We start from the raw sequence: 21228 nt of genomic DNA on the forward strand, positions 1-21228 counted from the left end.
GTGACATATGCTCACAATCGGTGAATTCTCGAAAATATGCGGCGTATCCACAAAGACGCTGCGCTATTATGCGGAGGTGGGATTGATCCATCCCGAGGTAGTCAATCCGGAAAGCGGCTACCGGTATTACTCCATCCGACAGCTTAAGACGATGCTGCTTATCAACCGCTTGAAATCGTATCACTTCTCGCTGGATGAGATTAGAACAATGCTGGAATGGGAAGCGGATCAGACTGATGAGAAGCTGGCCTCTGCTCTCCAGCGCAAAGCCAGCGATCTGCAGCAACAGATTGATGCGTATACCTTGACGCTGAATCAACTAAAGAAGGATGCCGATCAGCTGCATAGAGGTATTCCGATGATGGCTTATCTGGATGGCATTGAAGTTCAATTGGTGGAAACGGGGCCGATGAATCTGCTTTACACACGCCAATTGCTGAGAGGGGAGGACTATGAGGCTGGGTACGGAATGTACTTCGGCAAACTCTATGAAAAAATTGCGAAAGACAAGCTGACGCTGCACGGTACGCCGATGACGCTTTATCACAGCCCGGAGTTCAATCCGTCCGGCAACGATACCGAATTCGCAATCCCGGTGAAAGAGATCGTAACCGGAACGCGAGACTTTCAAGGCGGTTTATGCGCGAGGTCCGTGCTGAAGGGCTCCTATGCCGGGATGCCGTCCGTGCTTGCCAGATTGAGAGAATGGATCGAAAACGAAGGGTTCGAGATCATCAGGGCGCCTTATGAAATCTATGTGACTGATCCCATGCAGACAGCCGACCCGGAAGATAATGTGACAGAGGTTTATTTTCCCGTCAGGAAGAAGTAATGGAGCAGCATATGTTGTTGCCAAATAAATTGATGCAGCATAGGGGGAGAAACATGCCTGACAATGAGTGGAATAACTATAAGGAAACATCCCTCCAAATGGCGGAAGGCTCGACGAGCCTGTCCGGATTGGATGAGCTAATAGCAGCAGATTATAGTAATATTACAGGTATTGTGGCAATGAGAGACGGTTCTATTGCGTATGAACACTATTATAACGGCTTTGGCCCCGAAGATAAGCATCACGTCGCCTCGGTTACGAAGAGTGTGCTGTCTGCCTTGATTGGCATCGCTGTTGACAAAGGACATATAGCTGATGAAAATGCCAGGGTACTGGACTTCTTCCCCGAATATACACCTTCCGGGGCGGAGGCTGACGGGCAAGGGGAGAACATTACGATCCGCCATCTGCTTACGATGACGGCGCCTTATCCATTTACGGATTGGCAGGAGCCGCTGGATCAAATGTGTATGCAGCCTGATTGGATCAAGTATTCGCTGGATATGCTCGGCCAGGGTGGCGGAGAGGTCGGCGCTTTCAAATATAGTACCGCTGGAGCGCACTTGCTATCGGCTATTCTAACTCGCACCACCGGCCAAAGCGCGCGTGAATTCGCCAACCACTATTTATTTGGCTTGGCCGGGATGCAGACGATTCCGGGTTATCCAATGAAGGCTTATGGCTTTGACGAGCTGTTCGGCCAGGGGGTAAGGGGTTGGGTTCATGATCCGGGGCATTATTCGACGGGCGGATGGGGACTAACGCTAACGACTCGCGATATGGCACAATTCGGACTATTGTATATCAATAACGGCAAACGGGATCAGCTGCAAGTTATACCGCAGAGCTGGGTGGAGAAATCCGTGGCGATGAATAAGAATCAATACGGCTATCTCTGGTGGCTGCGCAATGAAGACGGCCTTCGAACCTTCTCCGCCATGGGAGATGGGGGCAATATGATCTGCTGCTTGCCTGAGCAACACATGGTTATTGCGATCTCCTCATCCTTTATGATGAATCCGCGTGATCGCTGGTCTCTGATTAAGGAACATCTGCTGCCGGCGTTAGATAGCTAGAACAAGCCCTTCGACAAGCGGTCGAAGGGCTTTTCAAGCCTAACTATACAAGTTATGAGTAGGAAGTAGGCATCAGATGGACATTATCCAGCGTGCAATTGTAGTTGCTGTACGTGAAGTCGGTAATATAGTTGCCTGACAAATAGCCAACCGGAATTCTCAGCTCGGTGTAGGAACCGGATACCGTCCGTGTTGTTTGGTAGACTAATGTGCCAGGCTGACCGTATGGATCGGCGTAGTGCAGCTTGATCGTCACTTCGCATGGCGTACTGGAGAAACAAAGAATACCGGCTCTCAGGTCGTAGTTACCGGCCGGGTTCACGACATGATAACCGCCATCGGCTGAAGCCGTCGCGGCAAAAGCGAAAAATACAGTCAACAATACCACTATCATTTTCTTCATCTTATAGCCTCCTTCGAATTGAACTGCTGGCTAAGCCTAATGGTTTGCAAATGAACCTTCATCCCTCCCTACACCCCGATTTGCCGGCCTCATTCCACAAAAAAACCGCTTGCCAGATCCATAACGAGAGTCACAATCGTCTCATATCAAAGCGGACCTGCTTGCGGTTAATTTCTATTATATTCCAATTATGCGGACCGGACATGGGGATAATGGATGTCTTTGCATGGTAGGCCGAACGACTCAAATCGCCGCTCCCTTACGAATGTTTATCTATATAGATAAGAAATACGGGGGGACTATAGGAATGAGCAAGTCATCAAAAGTGAACCAAAAGAAACGAATCGGGTTATGGAAAAAGGGGCTAGTGCTGCTTGGATTGGTCCTGCTGCTGCTCGGCGTCTCCAGCTGGATCGGGCTTCGGATGCTTGTATCAGCCCAGGATGTGACGCGGCTGGATGAGCCGCTGCCTGCGCCTACGGTCATATATGATGATAAAGGACAAGAAGCGGTCATCATTTCGTTGAACGAAATTGAGCCTGTCGCTTTCGAGGAGATTCCAAAGCATATGATTGATGCGATTGTCGCTGTGGAGGACAGAAGATTTTACGAGCATGAAGGCATGGATATATGGGGCATAGGTCGGGCGCTTATGCAGAACGTGACTGCAGGGAAGACCGTTCAAGGCGGAAGCACGATCACCCAGCAACTGGCGAAAAATGTGTTCCTGTCCCATGAGAGAACGCTGAAGCGCAAGTGGAATGAGGTGCTGCTTGCCCAAAAAATTGAAGAGCAATATAACAAAGACCAGATTATCACGATGTATCTGAACCAGATCTACTTTGGCGAAGGGGCATGGGGCGTTAAGCGTGCAGCGGAAGTGTACTTCGGCAAGTCCGTCGACAGTCTGACTGAGGCGGAGGCGGCATTACTCGCGGGGTTGGTGAAGGCGCCTTCCGTGCTGTCGCCGTACAAAAGGCCAGAGCAGGCGATCGAGCGCCGCAACGTGGTACTTTCCCTGCTTAAGAATCAAGGCTATCTCGATCAGCAAGCCTATGATCAAGCCATCAAAGAGACGCTTACGCTTCGTGAATCCAGGCCGAACCGTACGGACTCCATTCAATATCCGTATTATACGGATCAGGTCATTCGTGAAGCAATTAGCCAGTACGGCTTGACCGAAAATGATGTGCTGCACGGGGGGCTTCGTATTTACACGACGCTTAACCCCGGCATGCAGCAGGCTGCCGAGGATGTATTCAAGAATGACAGCCTGTTCCCGGCAAGCATGGGTGATCAACTGATTCAAGCGGGCGCTATTCTGATCGACCCGAAGACCGGCGGGATTAAGGCAGCGGTGGGCGGCAGAGGCGATCAGCCGTTCCGCGGCTTCAATCGTGCTGTCCAATTGCGCAGGCAGCCGGGTTCTACGATCAAGCCGCTTGCTTCATACACGCCAGCGCTGGAGAATGGCTTCCGACCGGATAGCCGTATCTTGGATGAGGCCGTGCGCTTTGGGAGCTATGAGCCGAAAAACGTAGACAACCGGTTTCACGGAAGGGTGACCCTGTATGAAGCGCTAATCCAGTCGTATAACATTCCCGCCGTCAAGCTGCTGAATGAGCTCGGAATCGACCGGGGCATCGATGCCTTGACTCGCTTCGGCATTCCGCTTGAAGCGGATGACCGGACGCTTGGTTTGGCGCTTGGCGGCATGAAGCACGGCGTGTCTCCGCAGCATATGGCGGAGGCGTACGGGGCGTTCGCCAATGACGGGAACCGCCTGAGCAGCCATGCCATCGTGCGAATTGAATCCGCTGATGGAACTGTCATTGCGGTGCGTAAGGAGGAAGCGGGGACCGAAGCTATAGCTCCTGAGGTAGCCCGGATGATGACCGCAATGCTGCAAGGCGTGGTGCAGAGCGGCAGCGGTAAGGCAGCCGCGATTGCTGACCGAGAGGTCGCGGGCAAGACTGGAACGACCGAGATGCCTGGCGTTGCAGGCGGCGCAAGAGACAACTGGTTTGTCGGTTATACGCCTCAGCTAGTCGGGGCTGTCTGGCTTGGGTATGACCATCCAGATGCCAATCATTATTTGACTACTTCCTCGAAGGCGGCAGCAGTTGTGTTCCAGGCGATGATGAGTCAAGCTCTGCAAGACCAACCGATTATTTCGTTCCCTGTCATGAAGGGGTTGATCCCGGACAAGCAGGATTCTGCCATATCGGAAGACGAGAAGAAAGGGCATAAGTACAAAAAGAAGGAAAGGGAAGAGCGAAAGAAAAAGAAAGAACGGGAGAAGGAAGAGAAAAAGCGCAAGAAAGAGCAGGAGAAGAAGAAACGGGAGCATAAGGAAAGAGAGAGGGACGATAACAACAATAATGACAATGATTGAGATCGACGTCTTGCCTCCAAAAATATCGTTTCTATAGACGCGGATTTGAACCTATGGAAACGATTGGGTAGAATAAGAGAATAATAGTTTGCGAAGGGGGCTGCGGAATGACGGCAACGGGCGGCTGGAAGGCGGAGAGATTCTTTACGTGCCGGATTCGGATGAGCTGTACTTCTTCGATACGACTTCAGTCAACGAGCATCATGAGTTCAACGTCATGCAATATGATTTGATGAACGGAATCATAGACGTATATGCTCCTACGTTTGCAGACTTCCTGGAGCAATTAATCGATCGATGGGGGTGAGACGAGCAAGATGACCGGATCAAAACCTATGAAGAATGAGCTGCGTTATCCGGATGGCCGCACTATCATTTGCAAGGCATGGGATACGGATCAAGACGGCGAGTATTTGATGGTGGAGCATCGGATGACCCAGAAGGGGGCCATTAACGGTCCTCATTGGCATCCGGTATTGACGGAGCGGTTCATGATTGAGCAAGGGACCATTCACTTCAAAGTAGACGGAGATGTGATGGCGGCCGGTCCCGGTTCCATCGTATCGGTATGGCCCCGCCAGGTTCATCAATTCTGGAAGGAAGATGATGAACTGCTTGTGATGCGACATGAAATTCGTCCGCCAGGCAATCACTGGCGAATGTTCGAGCTGATTCATAAGCTGGAGACGGAAGGACTTATGAATCGCAAGGGCATCCCGCGCAATCCGCTTTGGCTTGGCGCTGCATGGGCGTCTATGGACGGCTACATCGCCGGTCCGCCTAGATTTGTGCAAAAAGTGCTGTTGGGCGGCTTAGGCCGACTTGCCAAGGCATTCGGTTACAAAGTGTAAGCAAAGGCACTTAAAATGCCTGTGATCCAAACCGTGCCTTGCGCGGTTTTTTTGCTGTTTCTTAATCAGGAGTTTACCGCAAGGTCTTGATCAGATGAAGAAATAAGGTTTTGTTCATAAGTGCGTAACGTCCTTATTTGTTATTCATGTCTTGGTCAAGAGATTGCTAAGAAAATACGCCTAAAGGCTTGACTTGGTGTTAACTTCAGCGTTTAAACTAAGGTATAGGACCAGTCAAAGGAGTGAGCCATCGGATGGAATATGTGAAACTGGGAAATACCGGATTGGATGTATCTCGTATATGTTTGGGATGTATGGGATTTGGCGTAGCTGAACGGTGGGTCCATCCTTGGGTGCTGGATGGGGATAGAAGCAGGCCCATTCTGAAGAAGGCGCTGGAGTTGGGCATCAATTTTTTTGACACGGCCAATGTGTATTCAGATGGAACTAGCGAGGAAATCGTGGGCAGGGCTTTAAAAGATTACGCCAATCGGGATGAAATCGTTCTCGCGACGAAGGTTCACTTCCGCATGCATGCCGGGCCCAATGGCGCAGGCCTGTCCCGCAAAGCGATTATGAGCGAAATCGATAAAAGTCTCAAGCGTCTCGGTACGGATTATGTGGATCTGTACCAGATCCACCGATGGGATTACCAGACACCGATCGAAGAAACAATGGAAGCTCTTCATGATGTGGTGAAGGCGGGAAAGGCGAGATATATCGGCGCTTCGGCGATGTATGCCTGGCAATTCCAGAAGGCGCTGCATGTAGCGGAGCGCAATGGGTGGACCCGGTTCGTATCGATGCAAAACCATCTTAATCTGCTGTATCGTGAAGAGGAGAGAGAGATGCTCCCGTTGTGCAGGGAGGAGAAGATTGGCGTGATTCCATATAGTCCGCTCGCGTCTGGAAGATTGACTCGCGACTGGGCGGAGACTACGCATCGATCCGAGACGGATCAGGTACAGCGGTCCAAATACGATGCGACAGCGGATACAGATCGGCTAATCGTAGAGCGGGTAGCAGCGATTGCGGATCAACGCAGCGTGCCTCGCGTACAAATCGCATTAGCTTGGCTGTTCCAGAAACAGCCGGTAACCGCACCTATTATAGGGGCTACGAAAGTCTCGCATCTGGAAGATGCCCATGCGGCACTTTCCCTTAAGCTGACGGCAGAGGAAGTAGCCTCGCTTGAGGAGCCATATGTTCCTCATCGAATTGTTGGTTTTGAATAAAAGCTGTTTGGAATGGGAGAGCCGCTGGCTTGCATGCGCAGATCAGCGGTTTTTTCGTATTTGCAGGGACAGGCTTGACTATTGGATTTCATCGGATTATATTATTATTTCTAATAGTGAAGATTACGGTCCTACACTAACCTAGATGAACTGGAGGCATTGCCATGAGTCAACGATTCCGCATTACCAGATCCTTTCAAGACCAGGTGGAGGAACAGACCATTTCCTTAGAGGAATGCAAGCTTTACTTTGCGTCCAAGCCGGACTTTGAATATGAGCCTTCTTTTACGGTGAAAGGACCTGACAGCACCATGACGATTGACGGAGATTTCTTCATGTGGAGCTTCGGCGAAGCCAAGATTCCGTTCCGCCATTATATGGGCGATCTGTACGTAGCCGTCTCCAATGAAGCGGTCGTTCCCAAGATGATTGAGGTCGCCAGCGACCTTCGGGCCGATCTGACCGAGGGATAAGCTCCCTCACTTGCATGGAACGCCATTATGGATCCAATAACGGAAATAAGGCGTGATCGGGATTGGGGAACTTCATGTCCCATGAGAACAGAAGCCCCAATTCCCAGACGGCAATTATCCAGCCGAGAAACTTTTCTTGTTGTCCGCCGCCGTAATTCCTCCGATAGCTTTTTCTTCCATCAAACAAGTGAATGCCTGCGTCTCCATTCCATTCATAAATTTATCGCCTGATCGACAATTTCTTTGCAGTCCCAGCATACGGGCAATAGTGGCATGCCTATCATTAATGCCATTAACTTTTGAAGCTTTCATAGGAGCAAGCCTTCATGGGCTTATGATTAATCGCGCTTCTTTCTGGTTTGCGCTAATCAAAAGTGGTTGAATTGATTAACGTCAATAATTATTATCGTTAATTATCGAATCAAGTCGATTGCTGGCTTTGTACCTGTAGGGTTAGAGGAAGCGAACACTAATACCAAGGCTTAGCAAATAATTAGCAAATCAAGAGAAATATTCGGCCTCATTCTGTGATAAAGTTATTGTGTAGCGTTTAGGGGGGAGGACAACCAAGCAGCTGTCGTATAGGCAAGATCTTGTTGGGTATAATCGTGAAATAGGTCTCAGTGAACACAAGCAGATAAATCGGAAAGGGTACATATACAATGTCGCAGACGGAAGAGTATAAACAAACGCATTGGAAGAGAAATATTATCTTATTCTTAAGCGGCCAGACGCTCTCGCTATTCGGGTCCGCTTTGGTGCAATATGCAATCATGTGGTACATCACACTAACGACGCAGTCCGGCATTATGATGACGCTGTACATCATTTGCGGTTTTATTCCGACCTTTTTGCTCTCGCCCTTTGCAGGTGTATGGGCGGACCGCTTCAATCGGAAAAACCTCATTATGATTGCAGATGGAATGATAGCAGTTGTTACGCTTATTCTTGCCATTACGTTTATGCTGGGTTACGAAGCAATGTGGCTGTTTTTCGTTATCGCAGCTGTGCGGGCACTCGGAGCGGGCATACAGACGCCTGCAGTCGGGGCAATCCTGCCGCAAATCGTACCGCAAGATAAGCTGATCAGAGTGAATGGCATAAATGGAAGCATCCAAGCGATCATCATGTTCATCGCTCCGATCGTTAGTGCGGGACTTATGTCAGCGGCGTCGGTCGAAGCCATCTTGTTTATCGATGTGGTGACCGCGGCTATTGCTATTTCTACCTTGTTTTTCTTTCTCAAAATTCCATTGCATAAGAAGGCAGCCGAAGCCCAGCAAACAGGTTATCTGGACGATTTCAAGGAAGGACTTCGCTATATCGGTCAGCATGCCTTTCTGAAAACCTTCTTTATCTTTTTTGCGTTTTTCTTTGTCCTGATGGCGCCTGCCGCATTCCTGACCCCCTTGCAAACAACGCGCACCTTCGGGGATGAAGTGTGGCGACTGACTGCAATTGAAATTGCGTTTTCTGTCGGCATGATGGCGGGCGGAGGAATCATCGCCTCATGGGGCGGCTTCAAAAATAAGGTATACACCATGACAATCGCCAGCGTGATTATGGCGGTATGCACCGTAGCGCTCGGCATGGCTCCATTGTTCTGGATCTATCTGGCGTTTATGGCAGTGTTCGGCGTGGCGATGCCGATCTTCAACACACCGACAACCGTCATGCTGCAAGAGAAGGTCGATCCCAATTATCTTGGCCGTATCTTCGGCGTGTTCGGCATGATCTCGACCTCCATGATGCCACTCGGAATGCTGATCTTCGGTCCGCTAGCTGATGTGATTCAGATCGAATGGCTGCTTATTGGTACGGGGCTGCTCATGCTCATATTGACGGCATTCTTCGTCGGCAACAAACGATTGATCGAAGCTGGCAAGCCCGTGATCGTAGAGGCTGTGCAGGAGTAGAGGGGGAAAAAGCTGCCTTTGGGCAGCTTTTTTTATTTTAGTTTGCGTGAAAAAGCTGATTAAGCCGTATGAGAATCCAAGGAGCGCATTTTTTTTTACAGCATTTAGAAAATTCGACTTCTACAAAGCTGTAAAATCATTTAAACTGGAAGAACCAAGGGAAATAATGTCGGAATTGATATCAGAACAGAGCGATAAAGGGCGAACCAATCGATTAGACGGAGGGGAATGGACATGACTGCACAGACTTCCGAGCTTGAGCCAACGGATTCAACTCAACCCTATCACGTGCATCCATCGAACCTTTCGGATCATGCCGCAGAGCTAGTCTTAAGGATCGAACGTCTCAACATCGCTGTCCAGAAACAGAAGTTGATCCGTCCGCTTATTCATGAGGTATCCTTCTCCATTGCCAAGGGGGAGACCCTTGCGCTCGTTGGTGAAAGCGGCAGCGGAAAGAGCGTGACCGCTAGCGCTGTTGCGGGACTATTGCCGAATTCCCTCCGTATAACAAGCGGCAGCATTCAGTTTCAAGGCGAGGATATTCTGGCAAGGCAGGAGAAGCAGCGAACACAATTGAGAGGGACACGCATCGGTTGGATCTTTCAAAATTATCAAGGCAGCTTTACTCCGTTTTTGACCATCGGCAGCCAGTTAACGGAGATGTTACGGACTCACCGCAAGCTATCCAGACGTGCTGCCAAGGAGCTGGTGCTGTCCTGGCTTGATCAAGCCGCATTGCCGGCGGAGCGCGTGTATGCAAGCTATCCGTTCCAGATTAGCGGCGGTCAGCGGCAGCGGGCGGCCATTGCTGCGGCTCTCATGCTGGAGCCCTCTCTAGTCATTGCCGATGAGCCGACTACGGCGCTTGATGTCATTACGGGCGAGCGTGTGCTGGAGCTTATGATGGACCTTCAGCGGCTGACTGGCTGCGCGATTTTATTCATCTCTCATGATCTGCGGCATGTCATGAAGCGAGCTGACCGGATCGCAGTAATGAAGGAGGGGCGAATCATGGAGCTGGGCGAGCCGAAGCAAATCCGGGAGCAGCCCAGGCATCCCTATACGAAGCAGTTGCTGGACGCTTGTCCGAAGCTCGAAGTGCCTCCTCGTCTCTGGTAAGCATCGAGCAAAGTCGAATTCATACGCAATTATGCCGGTAGACAAGGGGGCAGGAAACATATCATGAATGCCGTATTAACCGTTGATCGGCTGTGCAAGTCCTATCATGCCGGAAGCAAGGGTATAGTGGAAGCTGTGCAAGAGGTATCCTTTCATATCCATGAGGGTGAGTGTCTGGGGCTAGCAGGGGAAAGCGGCTGCGGCAAGAGCACCGTAGCCAGACTGCTGCTTGCCTTGGAACGACCCGATCAGGGAGAAGTGCTGCTGGAGGGGGTATCTCTGCACAGACTGAGCGGGAAAGAGCTGCGCAAGCAGCGCCGGTGGATTCAGGCTGTCTTCCAAGATCCTGCTGCTTCGCTGAATGACCGGCTGCCGGTCTGGCGTTCTGTCATGGAGCCGCTGGACAACTTCCCGGAAGCGATTCCGTCATTTTTATTAGATGTGAGAGACTCCAGGCGAGATAGCGCCGCCCGCTTGTTCGAGATGGTCGAGCTGGGACGCGAGCATCTGGATTGTTATCCTCATGAACTGAGCGGCGGCCAGCGACAACGCGTCGCAATTGCCAGAGGCATCAGTCTGCGTCCGAAGCTGCTCGTCTGCGATGAATCGACGACGAGTCTCGATGTTACTATTCAATCCCAGATTCTGCATCTGCTGAAGCAGTTGCAGAGGGAGCTGGGCATGTCCTATCTCTTTATTTCTCATGATATTGGCGTAATCGAACAAGTAAGCGACCGCATCATTGTGATGAAGGGTGGTCGAATGCTGGATTTATTCCCCAAGGAAGCGATGTGGGACAAGAATCGCCATCCTTACACCCGGCTGCTCATTAAGGCTGCACTTTTTTAGAGAAAGATAATCATAGGTTTAATGTCAGAAGGTCCGGTTTACCTAAAGCAGGTAGTCGGACTTTTTTGCGTTGCGTTGAAATGACTCTTTCGAGTCATTTCAGCTTCATACAATTGCTGTATAATTTCGAGTGTAAATGGCTTTTTTTACTATTTTGTCGAAAATTCATATGAAATGGAGGGAAGTTGTTTGAAGAAGAAATATGCCCTGTTGCTTGCCTTGCAATCCTTCGAATATGAGATTCATCGATTGAAGGCATATTCGGAAGAATGCTCGGATTGTTATGAGTTGCTGCAATTAAAGCTCGATGCGTTATGCAGCTTTATGACATCAGATGAGAGCGAAGCGCTGTGGGGGGAATGGGGAGATCGTGAAGAGATTCGGCAGCATGGAGAATTGCTTCGCTCAGCCTCCAATCAAGCCTTGTGCCGGCTGGAGAAGTATCAATCCTGTCAAGTGCTTGAACAGAAGATGAACGTAAGTGAATATCTTTCACTGCTGACGTCCACCGTTAGTCAAGAGCTGAAGATTTTCGGAATGGAGGCTGCTTCTCGAATTCTGTTTATCGGCTCAGGCGCTTTTCCGGTATCCGCACTGACCATGGCGCAGGAATCTGGAGCGGAAGTGTTTTGTCTGGATACGGATGAAGAGGCCGTTGCGCTTGGCCGCAGAGTGGCAGAAGCAGCTGGATTGCTTGCCAAGCTCACGTTCACCAGCAGCTATGGCGCAGGAATGTCATTCCTTGACAGAGCAACCCATGTTGTGATCGCTTCTCTTGTGGGCAACAAGCATGAGCTTCTAAGAGAATTGAAGGCTGCAGCAGGCCTGGAGACGAAGATCATTCTAAGATACGGAAACGGGCTGAAGTCAATCTTTAATTTCCCGTTGGAGCTGGAGCTGTCCGATGAATGGGAGATTACCCCAATTATCCAGAACAAACGGATCTACGATACGGTAATGCTGCAGCGAAAAGGAGCTAGAGGATTGGAGGCGACACAGCTATGAACCAGTCGTTGACAGCCCCATTCGGCAATACGCTTGTGATCGGTGCAGGGCCTGCAGGTATTCATGCAGCGGTAGACTGGAACCAACATTCCGCACGGATAGGCTTGTTAAATCGAGAAGGCGAACATGCCGATCGGATCCAGCAGGAGCTTAGTCAGCAGGGCTATACCCTCTCTGTGGATATACAGGTGCCAAGAGCAAGACATCAGTCAGGAGAAGCACAGCTGTACCGTTTCTACAACGGATATGGTGGCATCGAGGACATATGGCATACGCTTGTGCTATGTACCCCAGGCGACAGCTACATGCACGTTATACGAGGCATGAACCTTGAGACCCTGCATCAATTAAGAACCATTATTCTTATCTCCCCAGGTATCGGATCCAATCTTCTTGTTCAAAGCTCGCTAGGCAATCTGGCGGCTTCCATTGAAATTATAAGCTTCTCCACTTATTATGCTTCATCTAGGTTTCCCTCCAATCAAGCAACGGTATTGAAGTCGGTTGTGAATGGACTAAAGCGAAGAGTAGCCGTCTCGTCAAACCGCGCAACCAGCACAACTCTTCTTTTCCTTAAGGAATTGCTAGAATCCCGTCACGTTCTATGCGAGATCACCTCGAACCCGCTGGAAGCGGAAAGCAGAAGCATTACGACGTACGTTCACCCGCCATTTTTTATGAATGAATTTTCGTTGAACGAAGTGTTTGGCCGCCATACTTCCCGTAAGTTCTTATATAAGCTGTATCCCGAAGGTCCGATAACGCAGCATACGATTCGCAGCATGGTGCTGCTGTGGGAGGAGATATCCCGCCTTCTTCGTCATGTAGGCGTGCAGCCGTTAAACCTGCTGAAATTTCTGAACGATGACAATTACCCTGTTCATGAGACGACGTTGTCGCGAGAGGATATTGACAGCTTTCCGAATATGGAGCCTGTCCAGCAGCAATATTTGCTATATATCCGCTACTCCTCCATCCTGATCGATCCTTTCTCAGAACCTGATGATCAAGGCAAATATGCGGATTTTTCCGCTATTTCCTATCAGCAGGCTGTATTCAAAAACGGTTATTGGGCGATCCCCCGTATTCCGTATGAGGATTACAAGCGGCTGAAGCTGCTTCACGCGGTGGGGCAGCGCCTTGGCTTGGAGATGTCGCATACCCGTTCCCTTATGGATACGTTTGAGAGCAAGCTGACCGCCTTCATCCAGGAGGTAGGGGCGGACAAGGTTCATCCCGATCTGATGAAGGATCAGTCGGAGGAGCAGGCAGATGCGATTCTGCTGATGCTTAATCGTTCATTCGGTCACATCTGAGGAATGAAAGGACGATGATCTTATGAATGTAATGCCGTTAAATAATCGAAGAAATCGGAGGGCTATCCATGCATGGATATCAGATATTTCGTGACATTAAGCGGTTATGGTTACTAGTCATATGCTTATCAGCACTGCTGGCTGGATGCACGACAGACGTAGATCCATCAGCAAAAACGGATGCCGACAAAAAAGTGACAATTATCCACAGCTTGCCGAGCGAATCCATGGATCCCCATAACGAGTGGATTGCATTAAGAGCTGGCGTAACCGAAACGCTCGTGCGGCTCAATGAAAAGATGGAAGTGTCGCCATGGCTCGCATCTGCCTGGGAGGCGAAGGACGAGCGGACATGGAGCTTTACGATCCGCGATGGCATTGCCTTTCAAGATGGAACAAAGCTTGACGCTGCAGCTGTCAAGGCTTCCTTCGAACGGGGAATGGAGGACAGCGAAGCGCTATCGGCCGGATTGAAGCTTCAAGCGATGGAGGCGAATGGACAAGAGCTGATCTTTACGACGAAAGAACCTCATCCTGCCTTTCCGACGGAGCTGGTTCATCCGACAGCAAGCATTGTTAGCGTTGCTGCCGAGAAGAAGCTAGGGAAGGAAGCATTCAACAAAGCGCCCGTCGGCACAGGCCCGTTCAAAGTCGTTCAATTCATTCCCGGTCAAGAAATAACATTGGACAGGTATGACGGCTATTGGGACGGCACTGCCAAGCTGAGCGCGGTGAAATTTCTGTTTAACGGGGATGCGAATGTCAGGACGCTAGCCTTCCAGTCGAAGCAAGCGGATATCGTCTATCATTTGGCGCCGGAAGCTCTGACAACGATTGAATCAGACCAGCAGTTGTCGGTTCAGTCTGTGACGAGCCTTCGCACGCATTATTTCACCTATAATCCCCAAAGCGCCAGCGTCTCGGATATAAGGGTCAGAAGAGCAATTGATAAGCTGATCGACCGGGATACGATCGTGAAGGACATCATGCTTGGACATGCGCTGCCCGCCAACGGTCCATTCAACAACACGCTACCGTTCGGCAGCGGGGAAGCCGCGCAGCAGCTTGATCAGGCAGAGGCGCAAAAGCTCTTGGAGAGCGCAGGCTATAAGAAGAATAGCGATGGGAAGCTGGAGAAGGATGGCAAGCTCCTGGTATTAAAGCTAATCGCGTTCTCGGGTATTAATCCCGAGCTCCCGCTTATTCCATTGCTTGTTCAATCCGAAGCTGCGAAGGTCGGTATAACGATTGAGGTCACATCCGTGGAGTATCCGGATGTATACATCAAGGATCATTCCGATTGGGACCTGTCCACGTCAAGCTACTTGACGTCGCCGCGCGGAGACGGCGGTTCGTTCCTGAACTCAGCCTATCTGCCTGGAGGCTCCTACAATGCCGCCAATGTCAAAGTGGACAATCTGGAGCCCATTCTGATGGAGCTGAACACAACCGGAGATGTGCAGAAGCGCAGCGAGTTAACACAACAGGCGGTTCAACTGATCAACGAAGCTAAGGTGCACTCCTTTATTATTCATCCGAATATATTGGTCGGCGTTCATAACAGGATTATGAATTGGCGTCCCGGCGCTGAAGAGTTCTACCTTGTAACCAATAAGATGGACGTACAGTGAAATGCTGACGCATGCTGCACTCAGACTGCTTCAGCTCGTACTGATGCTGCTCGTCTTAAGTCTGGTTACATTTATTCTGATGAAGCTTGCACCGGGAGATCCTGTGTTAACCATTCTGAAAGCGCATGAAGGCGCCGTAACGGAGGAGGACACGCTTCTGGTCCGGGAACAACTGGGTTTCGATCTGCCGCTATATCAGCAGTATGGACAATGGCTGTCTGGTGTTGTAAAGCTGGATTTGGGTCAATCCTACACGTCGAACCGGGACGTGTGGAATCTTCTTGTCGAGCGGCTGCCTGCGTCGATCATGCTCATGGCGGGATCTATTACAGCTCTGCTGATCCTTGCGCTTCCGCTGGGCATGCTGGCAGCCAAATATCAGAATCGATTACCCGACTATATTAGCCGCTTGTTCGCTTTGATAGGCTCATCCATCCCCAGCTTCTGGCTAGGGCTGCTGCTTATCTATCTCTTCTCCTATCAGTTGAACTGGTTGCCGATGATGGGCGGCGGCAGCATCAGCCACTTGATCCTTCCTTCGGTTACGCTCGGTTTTGTCATGGCTCCGGAATATATCCGTCTGCTTCGAGCAGGCATGCTGGATACCTTGTCGCAGGAATATATTCGTGCAGCCAGAGCCAGAGGGATTAAGGAGTGGAGCGTGTTGACAAGACATGCGCTGAGAGCCGCATTAATGCCGGTTGTTTCCCTCATGGGAATGAGCATGGGGGCGCTAATGGCAGGTTCTGTTGTTACGGAATCGCTGTTTGGATGGCCGGGTCTTGGCAGCATGGCGATGGAGGCGATCACACAGCGCAACTACCCGGTCATTCAAGGCTATATTCTGCTTACAGGCCTATTCATCGGACTCGCCAACTGGTTGTCGGATATGGGCCTGGTCATCCTTGATCCCCGTATACGGCTCGGAGGGGGGAGAGGAGGATGAAATCTATTGCTCAGAATGAAGTACTGCCATTGGCAGCAGAACGAAGCTCCCTATGGCGTATGATGCTTCGCAGTCCTATGATGTGTGCCGGTCTAGTCATCGGTGTTATCGTACTGCTGCTCGCTTTGCTCAGTCCATGGCTGATTATTAATGATCCGCTGCTGATCCAGATGTCGGACAGGCTGCTTCCGCCGAGCTGGACATACCCGCTAGGGACGGATCATCTTGGCCGCTGCGTGTTCTCCAGGCTCATGGCAGGAGCTTCTACGACGCTTGGATTGTCGCTCCTTGCCAGCACGGCAGTCGTTGTGATCGGAATTCCGGTTGGACTTGCCGCAGGCTTCGCCAACAGACGGCTTGATTCCTTGCTGATGAGGCTGGCAGACGGCGCAGGAGCATTGCCAGAATTTTTGATGGCCATTGCGGTTGCCGGCTTCCTCGGTCCTGGCTTGACGAATGTGATACTCGCTATTGCGATTGTGAAGTGGATCGGCTATGCCCGATTGGTGCGAGGGATCGCACTTGCAGAACGGGAGAAGGAATATATATTGGCATCTATCGTATCTGGCAGCGGGAAGTGGACTATTGTAAGGCGGCATCTGCTCCGACAGATGTATGCGCCGATTACGATTATGGCCGCGGCAGATGTGGGCAAGACGATATTGCTGATCTCGGCGCTATCCTATCTTGGATTAGGCGCACAACCGCCTTCGCCGGAATGGGGAGCGATGCTAAGCGACGGACGACCTTACTTCCAGACGGCTCCTGAGCTGATGATATTCCCCGGGCTATGCATTCTGATGGTTGTACTCGCCTGTAACCTGATTAGCGACGGATTGCGGGATGTACTGGATATTAGAGCCCGATAAACAGCAGAAAAAAATGCAGAAGCATCTGCAGGGATGAAAGAGGTTCCCATGAAAAACGGTGTTCTGATGGCCTTGCTGTCTTCCTTTGTGTTCAGCGTGATGAACGTGCTCGTAAAGGAGGCCAGCGTAACGATACCCTCTGCCGAAATCGCTTTTTACCGCGGATTAATAGGGACGATTCTGGTTGTTGCTATCATGCGCCAGCAACGAATCGCTTTTTCCAGAAAAGGCATACCGATGCTGGCTTTCCGTGGAATGATGGGCGGGCTGTATATGCTGGCTTTCTTCTATACGCTCGCCAAACTGCCTTTGACCGATGCAAGCATATTAGCTCAAATGGCCCCTATATTTGTAATTGTGCTATCGGCTCTATTTCTGAAAGAAAAAATATCCCGCAAATCTATCGGACTGCTTCTTGTCGTGTTTCTTGGCGCCTTCGTCCTGCTGAAGCCGAATGCTTATTCCAGTTATTCCGTCTTTGCGATTGTCGGTCTGCTTAGCGCGTTGTTCTCAGCAGCGGCCAGTATCTCGATCCGATATTTAAGCAAAAAGCATTCGTCTTATGAAATCGTGTTTTATTTTACAGTGACCTCGATGCTTGTCGCGATTCCATTCATGATGAATCATTATGTCTCGCCTAATTGGAGAGAAGGCATGCTGCTGCTGCTGATCGGCATTGTATCGTTGATCGGGCAATTGTTCTTAACCAAGGCCTTTACGCATGAAAATGCCATCGTGGTACAGGTGGTCAGTTATTTCGGCCTGATGCTGAATGCGATGTTCGGCTATTTGCTCTGGGGTGAAACGCCGGATGCCGTGACAGTTGCAGGCGGATTGTTGATTGTTGCGGGCTGTATCGGCCTATCGTTCTCGAAGCCTGGCCGCAGCGCAGATAAGACGGGTAACAATGCGTTCACTAATACTCGTAAGGAGGAGAAGGATGATAAACGAGGAAACGTATTATGACGAATGGTGGCAGGAAGGGGATCAGAGTATGGAGGATACTCATCTGGCGCATTGGAGGAGAGTGCTTCGGTTTATTCCTGACAAGGATTTACGTGAATGCAGCGTACTGGATTTTGGCTGCAACCAAGGCGGATTTCTGAGGCTGCTCTATGAGCTTCGGCCATTCAAAGAGGCGATCGGAACTGATCTGGCAAGACGCTCTATTGAGCAGGCGAATGGCAGAAAAGGAGATTTGCCGATTCAATACAGGTTAACGTCAAGCCCGGAGCAATTCGAGCACCGATTTGATGTTGCATTTAGCTTGGCGGTCATGTATTTGCTTCCTGATCTGCAAGAACATGCGCGCAAGATGAAGCAGGCATTAAAGCCGGGTGGCGTCTATTACGCCACCTATGCGGATTATCCGAATAATCCGAGCTTCCCGTTGATCAAGGAACGAATCAATGCCCATTCTGCAGTTCCCATGCAGGAGCATACGCTTGACGATATTGCCGGCGCTTTTTTCAAGGAAGGCTTCCAAGTATCGATACGCCGCATGATCCCAGAAGAATTCGTTGAGCTGTCTCCGGTCTCCATCTGGTATCGGAACGTGGCCGATCATCTGCAATTTGCCTATGAGCAAGCGTATCTGTTCCAATTCACCGCGATCGATAAGGAAGGATGAAAGATTAACCGTCGTCGCTCGTTTCAAACTCTCGTCCCATTATGGGGCGAGAGTTTTTATATTCGCTGCTCAGAGAGAATGCGTCCTCTTAAATAACACAGTTGCGAGAAAGTAGCAATGACTCGATCGAGCTGTTTGTTTGATTTTCACGAGGATGTCAGAAAAAGTTGAACCTTTATTGAAGTCGCCAGGCTTGGACGATTAATGATGTTGGGTTTGTTTATACTAGTACTTGAAAGCTGAATATATCCGATGTTTTCCAGCTTTGATTCGGTTATGAAAGGAGACGTACTTCATGGAGATTGATCCGGTGTTATGGAGCAGATGGTTGACAGGCTTAACTCTCACTTTTCACGTTATATTTGCCACCGTTGGCGTCAGTGTTCCGTTAATGATCGCTATCGCCGAATTTGTCGGCATACGCAAGAAGGATCCGCATTACATTCTGATGGCTAAAAGATGGACGCGCGGATTTGTGATTTCAGTGGCTGTGGGAGTCGTCACCGGGACCGCGATTGCTTTGCAGCTTGCGCTAGTATGGCCGAACTTCATGCAGCTCGCGGGCAATGTGATTGCACTGCCGTTGTTTATGGAGGTTTTTGCGTTCTTTTTTGAAGCCATATTTTTAGGCATTTACTTATACACATGGGACCGATTCCGCAATCCGTATATCCATTGGCTGCTGACGATTCCGATTGTTGCCGGCGCGGGCATGTCGGCTTTTTTCATTACCACGGTCAACGGGTTTATGAATCAGCCGGAAGGCTTTGTCATGGAAGCGGGGCACTTCGCAGCTGTTCAGCCTATTCAAGCTATGTTGAACACGGCTGCGCCATCGAAAGTATTTCATGTGCTGACTTCGGCTTATTTGACCGGAGCCGCGCTGTTGGCCGGAGTTGCTGCCTTTACCATGATCAGGAAGGGAGCGACGGCCTATTACAAGAAATCACTCCATTTAATGATGGGAGTCGTGCTGATATTCGGCTTGCTGACGACGATAGCCGGAGATGTATCGGCCAAGTTTCTGGCGGAGCATCAGCCGGAGAAGCTGGCTGCGGCAGAATGGCATTTTGAGACGGAGAACGGAGCGGATCTTATCTTTCTGGGGTGGCTTAATGCAGAACGCGAGGTCATCGGAGCCCTGCACCTTCCGAAAGCGTTAAGCTTCCTGGCCTTCGGGAACTTTAATGCCGAAGTGACCGGGCTTGATGAGTTTCCGCCTGATGAACATCCTCCGCTGCTAGTGCACTATTTATTTGATTTCATGGTGTCGATCGGGTTCGTTCTATTGGCGGTGTCGCTGCTATATTTCCTGTTTGTTCTGTGGAAGAAACGCAACGAGCATAACAAATGGTTATTAAGAGCGATCGTCGCTTGTACGCCGCTCGCATTTCTGGGTGTGGAGCTGGGCTGGCTTTACGCAGAGGTAGGTCGTCAGCCATGGATCATTCGCGGTTACATGCGCGTAGAGGAAGCGGCCACTTCATCGCCGAATGTGATGCCGCTTTTCTTCCTGTTTTTGCTTCTGTATATCGTGCTTGGCGTGTTGTGTGTAATTGTATTGCGGCGCCTGTTCCGGAACAACCCGGCAGAAGCGGAGTTCGAAAGCTACATGCAGCGAAAACAGGTCCAATCCACGGAAAAGGGTGAGCGGTCATGATCAGTTACGAGTTAATCGGCATTACAGTACTATGGCTGTTCTTGTACGGCTATTTGATTGTGGCCTCCATTGATTTCGGTGCCGGATTTTTTGCCTACTTTGCCCGTTTGACCAAACAGGACCACCTGATTAACCGTTTGATATCTCGTTATTTATCGCCAGTGTGGGAGATCACGAATGTATTTTTTGTTTTTTTCTTTGTCGGCATCGTCGGCTTTTTCCCGGATACAGCCTATTATTACGGCTCGGCGCTGCTTGTACCGGGAAGCATTGCGGTTATTCTGCTGGCAATACGCGGCTCCTTCTATGCATTCGAAAATTATGGCTCCAAAGAAAGCATCGTGTATCTATTCCTCTATGGGGCGACGGGCCTGCTTATTCCGGCCTCATTGTCTGTCGCGCTAACGCTGTCCGAAGGCGGATTCATCGCCGAGCAGAACGGTATCGTCTCGCTTGAATACTTGAAGCTGTTCACCAGTCCGCTGTCGTGGAGTATTGTTGTGCTGGCAATCGTTTCGGTGTTGTTCATAAGCGGATCGTTCCTGACCTTCTATGCCTCCAGGGCATCCGATCAATCGGCATTGAAGCTGATGAGGACCTATGCGCTGTTTTGGAGCACGCCTACGATTATTGCAGCCCTGACGGCTTTTATTTATTTGAGCCAGCACAACGAGCGTCATTTTCAAAATATGATGGATTTATGGTGGCTGCTGGCACTGTCCGTTGGATTTTTTATGTCGGCATTGTGGCTGCTGTATAGCGGCCGGCGTTACGGATTAGCCTTCATATGCGTTATGCTGCAGTTCTTTTGCGCCTTCTTTGCCTATGGGATTGGGCATTATCCCTATATTCTCGACCCCTACATCACGATTCAAGGCGGGGCTACCCAGGAATCGATGGGAATCGCGCTTGTGATTGCCTTTATCGGCGGCTTATGCTTGCTTATTCCTTCTCTGGGATTGGTGTTCAAGCTGTTTCTGTTCGATGCGGATTATGTGAAGGGAAAAAAGTAAGCCGAC

Annotated in this window: 21 protein-coding genes; 19 read left to right on the forward strand and 2 right to left on the reverse strand. The window is 50.2% G+C overall.

What is annotated here, in order from left to right; genetic code table 11:
- Nucleotides 1–7: 7 nt before the first annotated feature.
- Entirely contained in the window at nucleotides 8–832 is an 825-nt protein-coding gene (locus tag D3P07_RS17680; protein ID WP_119801566.1) for a MerR family transcriptional regulator, read from the forward strand.
- Between the two features lie 53 nt (nucleotides 833–885).
- The gene (locus D3P07_RS17685) at nucleotides 886–1908 is read left to right on the forward strand and encodes a serine hydrolase domain-containing protein (protein WP_119801651.1); all 1023 of its coding nucleotides are present in this window, start codon (nucleotides 886–888) and stop codon (nucleotides 1906–1908) included.
- 52 nt (nucleotides 1909–1960) lie between these two features.
- On the opposite strand, the gene D3P07_RS17690 is transcribed toward D3P07_RS17685, so the two are convergent.
- Nucleotides 1961–2311 (reverse strand): hypothetical protein, encoded by a 351-nt coding sequence (locus D3P07_RS17690; protein WP_119801567.1) that lies wholly within the window; start codon nucleotides 2309–2311, stop codon nucleotides 1961–1963.
- A gap of 307 nt (nucleotides 2312–2618) precedes the next feature.
- Between D3P07_RS17690 and D3P07_RS17695 the strand changes: the two genes are divergently transcribed.
- From D3P07_RS17695 to D3P07_RS17715, 5 genes are all read left to right on the forward strand, one after another.
- The gene (locus D3P07_RS17695) at nucleotides 2619–4706 is read left to right on the forward strand and encodes a transglycosylase domain-containing protein (protein WP_119801568.1); all 2088 of its coding nucleotides are present in this window, start codon (nucleotides 2619–2621) and stop codon (nucleotides 4704–4706) included.
- Between the two features lie 88 nt (nucleotides 4707–4794).
- Entirely contained in the window at nucleotides 4795–5013 is a 219-nt protein-coding gene (locus tag D3P07_RS17700) for a hypothetical protein (RefSeq protein ID WP_119801569.1), read from the forward strand.
- A 10-nt stretch (nucleotides 5014–5023) separates the two neighbouring features.
- A complete protein-coding gene (locus D3P07_RS17705; RefSeq protein ID WP_259391562.1) occupies nucleotides 5024–5557 on the forward strand; it encodes a cupin domain-containing protein in 534 nt (177 codons plus the stop codon).
- Between the two features lie 254 nt (nucleotides 5558–5811).
- A complete protein-coding gene (locus tag D3P07_RS17710) occupies nucleotides 5812–6792 on the forward strand; it encodes an aldo/keto reductase (protein ID WP_119801571.1) in 981 nt (326 codons plus the stop codon).
- 164 nt (nucleotides 6793–6956) lie between these two features.
- Nucleotides 6957–7265, forward strand: a complete 309-nt coding sequence (locus D3P07_RS17715; RefSeq protein WP_119801572.1) for a hypothetical protein — start codon at nucleotides 6957–6959, stop codon at nucleotides 7263–7265.
- A gap of 114 nt (nucleotides 7266–7379) precedes the next feature.
- On the opposite strand, the gene D3P07_RS17720 is transcribed toward D3P07_RS17715, so the two are convergent.
- The gene (locus D3P07_RS17720) at nucleotides 7380–7577 is read right to left on the reverse strand and encodes a hypothetical protein (RefSeq protein ID WP_119801573.1); all 198 of its coding nucleotides are present in this window, start codon (nucleotides 7575–7577) and stop codon (nucleotides 7380–7382) included.
- A gap of 350 nt (nucleotides 7578–7927) precedes the next feature.
- Here D3P07_RS17720 and D3P07_RS17725 point away from each other — a divergent pair, with 350 nt between their 5' ends.
- The 12 genes from D3P07_RS17725 to D3P07_RS17780 all read left to right on the forward strand — a co-directional run bounded on the left by D3P07_RS17725 (nucleotide 7928) and on the right by D3P07_RS17780 (nucleotide 21222).
- Nucleotides 7928–9181 (forward strand): MFS transporter, encoded by a 1254-nt coding sequence (locus tag D3P07_RS17725; RefSeq protein ID WP_119801574.1) that lies wholly within the window; start codon nucleotides 7928–7930, stop codon nucleotides 9179–9181.
- A gap of 234 nt (nucleotides 9182–9415) precedes the next feature.
- The gene (locus D3P07_RS17730; protein WP_119801575.1) at nucleotides 9416–10303 is read left to right on the forward strand and encodes an ATP-binding cassette domain-containing protein; all 888 of its coding nucleotides are present in this window, start codon (nucleotides 9416–9418) and stop codon (nucleotides 10301–10303) included.
- Nucleotides 10304–10366: 63 nt separating this feature from the next.
- Entirely contained in the window at nucleotides 10367–11152 is a 786-nt protein-coding gene (locus tag D3P07_RS17735) for an ABC transporter ATP-binding protein (RefSeq protein ID WP_119801576.1), read from the forward strand.
- Nucleotides 11153–11341: 189 nt separating this feature from the next.
- The gene (locus D3P07_RS17740; RefSeq protein WP_119801577.1) at nucleotides 11342–12157 is read left to right on the forward strand and encodes a nicotianamine synthase family protein; all 816 of its coding nucleotides are present in this window, start codon (nucleotides 11342–11344) and stop codon (nucleotides 12155–12157) included.
- Nucleotides 12154–13473: an opine metallophore biosynthesis dehydrogenase gene (locus D3P07_RS17745; RefSeq protein ID WP_119801578.1), complete on the forward strand. Its 1320-nt coding sequence runs from the start codon at nucleotides 12154–12156 to the stop codon at nucleotides 13471–13473. The genes D3P07_RS17740 and D3P07_RS17745 overlap by 4 nt, the downstream gene beginning before the upstream one ends.
- A gap of 68 nt (nucleotides 13474–13541) precedes the next feature.
- Entirely contained in the window at nucleotides 13542–15104 is a 1563-nt protein-coding gene (gene nikA / locus D3P07_RS17750) for a nickel ABC transporter substrate-binding protein (RefSeq protein ID WP_119801579.1), read from the forward strand.
- 1 nt (nucleotide 15105) lies between these two features.
- A complete protein-coding gene (gene nikB, locus D3P07_RS17755) occupies nucleotides 15106–16050 on the forward strand; it encodes a nickel ABC transporter permease (RefSeq protein WP_119801580.1) in 945 nt (314 codons plus the stop codon).
- The gene (nikC, locus tag D3P07_RS17760) at nucleotides 16047–16919 is read left to right on the forward strand and encodes a nickel transporter permease (RefSeq protein ID WP_119801581.1); all 873 of its coding nucleotides are present in this window, start codon (nucleotides 16047–16049) and stop codon (nucleotides 16917–16919) included. Before nikB ends, nikC begins: the two co-directional genes overlap by 4 nt.
- Nucleotides 16920–16967: 48 nt before the next feature.
- Nucleotides 16968–17885, forward strand: a complete 918-nt coding sequence (locus tag D3P07_RS17765; RefSeq protein WP_119801582.1) for a DMT family transporter — start codon at nucleotides 16968–16970, stop codon at nucleotides 17883–17885.
- Entirely contained in the window at nucleotides 17860–18549 is a 690-nt protein-coding gene (locus D3P07_RS17770) for a class I SAM-dependent methyltransferase (protein WP_259391563.1), read from the forward strand. The genes D3P07_RS17765 and D3P07_RS17770 overlap by 26 nt, the downstream gene beginning before the upstream one ends.
- A gap of 295 nt (nucleotides 18550–18844) precedes the next feature.
- Entirely contained in the window at nucleotides 18845–20209 is a 1365-nt protein-coding gene (locus D3P07_RS17775) for a cytochrome ubiquinol oxidase subunit I (RefSeq protein WP_119801583.1), read from the forward strand.
- Nucleotides 20206–21222 carry a cytochrome d ubiquinol oxidase subunit II gene (locus tag D3P07_RS17780; protein WP_119801584.1) on the forward strand — a complete coding sequence of 339 codons (1017 nt, stop codon included), beginning with the start codon at nucleotides 20206–20208 and terminating at the stop codon, nucleotides 21220–21222. The genes D3P07_RS17775 and D3P07_RS17780 overlap by 4 nt, the downstream gene beginning before the upstream one ends.
- Nucleotides 21223–21228: the final 6 nt, after the last annotated feature.

The sequence above is a fragment of the Paenibacillus sp. 1011MAR3C5 genome (assembly GCF_003591485.1).
Taxonomy (GTDB): Bacteria; Bacillota; Bacilli; order Paenibacillales; family Paenibacillaceae; genus Pristimantibacillus.

Bases quoted from the DNA above. Each gene is read 5' to 3' on its own strand.
- D3P07_RS17680 (WP_119801566.1), top strand. From the start codon at position 8: ATGCTCACAATCGGTGAATTCTCGAAAATATGCGGCGTATCCACAAAG.
- D3P07_RS17685 (WP_119801651.1), top strand. From the start codon at position 886: ATGCCTGACAATGAGTGGAATAACTATAAGGAAACATCCCTCCAAATG.
- D3P07_RS17690 (WP_119801567.1), bottom strand. From the start codon at position 2,311: ATGAAGAAAATGATAGTGGTATTGTTGACTGTATTTTTCGCTTTTGCC.
- D3P07_RS17695 (WP_119801568.1), top strand. From the start codon at position 2,619: ATGAGCAAGTCATCAAAAGTGAACCAAAAGAAACGAATCGGGTTATGG.
- D3P07_RS17705 (WP_259391562.1), top strand. From the start codon at position 5,024: ATGACCGGATCAAAACCTATGAAGAATGAGCTGCGTTATCCGGATGGC.
- D3P07_RS17710 (WP_119801571.1), top strand. From the start codon at position 5,812: ATGGAATATGTGAAACTGGGAAATACCGGATTGGATGTATCTCGTATA.
- D3P07_RS17715 (WP_119801572.1), top strand. From the start codon at position 6,957: ATGAGTCAACGATTCCGCATTACCAGATCCTTTCAAGACCAGGTGGAG.
- D3P07_RS17720 (WP_119801573.1), bottom strand. From the start codon at position 7,577: ATGAAAGCTTCAAAAGTTAATGGCATTAATGATAGGCATGCCACTATT.
- D3P07_RS17725 (WP_119801574.1), top strand. From the start codon at position 7,928: ATGTCGCAGACGGAAGAGTATAAACAAACGCATTGGAAGAGAAATATT.
- D3P07_RS17730 (WP_119801575.1), top strand. From the start codon at position 9,416: ATGACTGCACAGACTTCCGAGCTTGAGCCAACGGATTCAACTCAACCC.
- D3P07_RS17735 (WP_119801576.1), top strand. From the start codon at position 10,367: ATGAATGCCGTATTAACCGTTGATCGGCTGTGCAAGTCCTATCATGCC.
- D3P07_RS17745 (WP_119801578.1), top strand. From the start codon at position 12,154: ATGAACCAGTCGTTGACAGCCCCATTCGGCAATACGCTTGTGATCGGT.
- nikA (WP_119801579.1), top strand. From the start codon at position 13,542: ATGCATGGATATCAGATATTTCGTGACATTAAGCGGTTATGGTTACTA.
- nikB (WP_119801580.1), top strand. From the start codon at position 15,106: ATGCTGACGCATGCTGCACTCAGACTGCTTCAGCTCGTACTGATGCTG.
- nikC (WP_119801581.1), top strand. From the start codon at position 16,047: ATGAAATCTATTGCTCAGAATGAAGTACTGCCATTGGCAGCAGAACGA.
- D3P07_RS17765 (WP_119801582.1), top strand. From the start codon at position 16,968: ATGAAAAACGGTGTTCTGATGGCCTTGCTGTCTTCCTTTGTGTTCAGC.
- D3P07_RS17770 (WP_259391563.1), top strand. From the start codon at position 17,860: ATGATAAACGAGGAAACGTATTATGACGAATGGTGGCAGGAAGGGGAT.
- D3P07_RS17775 (WP_119801583.1), top strand. From the start codon at position 18,845: ATGGAGATTGATCCGGTGTTATGGAGCAGATGGTTGACAGGCTTAACT.
- D3P07_RS17780 (WP_119801584.1), top strand. From the start codon at position 20,206: ATGATCAGTTACGAGTTAATCGGCATTACAGTACTATGGCTGTTCTTG.